The 332-nt window shown below is 44.0% G+C and carries 1 protein-coding gene; it reads right to left on the minus strand.

Going from position 1 to position 332, the window contains the following annotated elements; genetic code table 11:
• The coding region (locus tag NIE88_RS22230) for a segregation and condensation protein B (RefSeq protein WP_253065753.1) at positions 1-279 on the minus strand (279 nt) is incomplete at its 3' end.
• Positions 280-332 lie beyond the last annotated feature (53 nt).

A 332-nucleotide genomic window follows, 5' to 3' on the forward strand; every position in this document is an offset into this window, starting at 1 on the left:
GTCTTGTAGCTTCTCCACAATCGCCATATTGACCGAGATTAAGCCATTTTCCTGTACAACTTTTTCAAACATTTCGGTCGCCTGCTTCTGCCTTACCGGCGATCCGGTGGTTTCCTCGACCAAAGCAAACGAAAAAAGTGCTTCAAGTGTGGCATATGGCATAACCCCATTATTTTTAGTGATTTCACCAATGATGCTTGTTTTCGTCACGGTTTCAATCGTTTTCACTTTTTTCGTGTTGTATTTCAACGTGTATTCTGTTCCATCAACGGAAAACATTCATTAAGCGCCCCCTTCCGGTGCAACCGGTGTCGCACTAACAACTTCACTCG

The sequence above is a fragment of the Sporolactobacillus shoreicorticis genome (assembly GCF_024125445.1).
GTDB classification, from domain to species: Bacteria; Bacillota; Bacilli; order Bacillales; family Sporolactobacillaceae; genus Sporolactobacillus; species Sporolactobacillus shoreicorticis.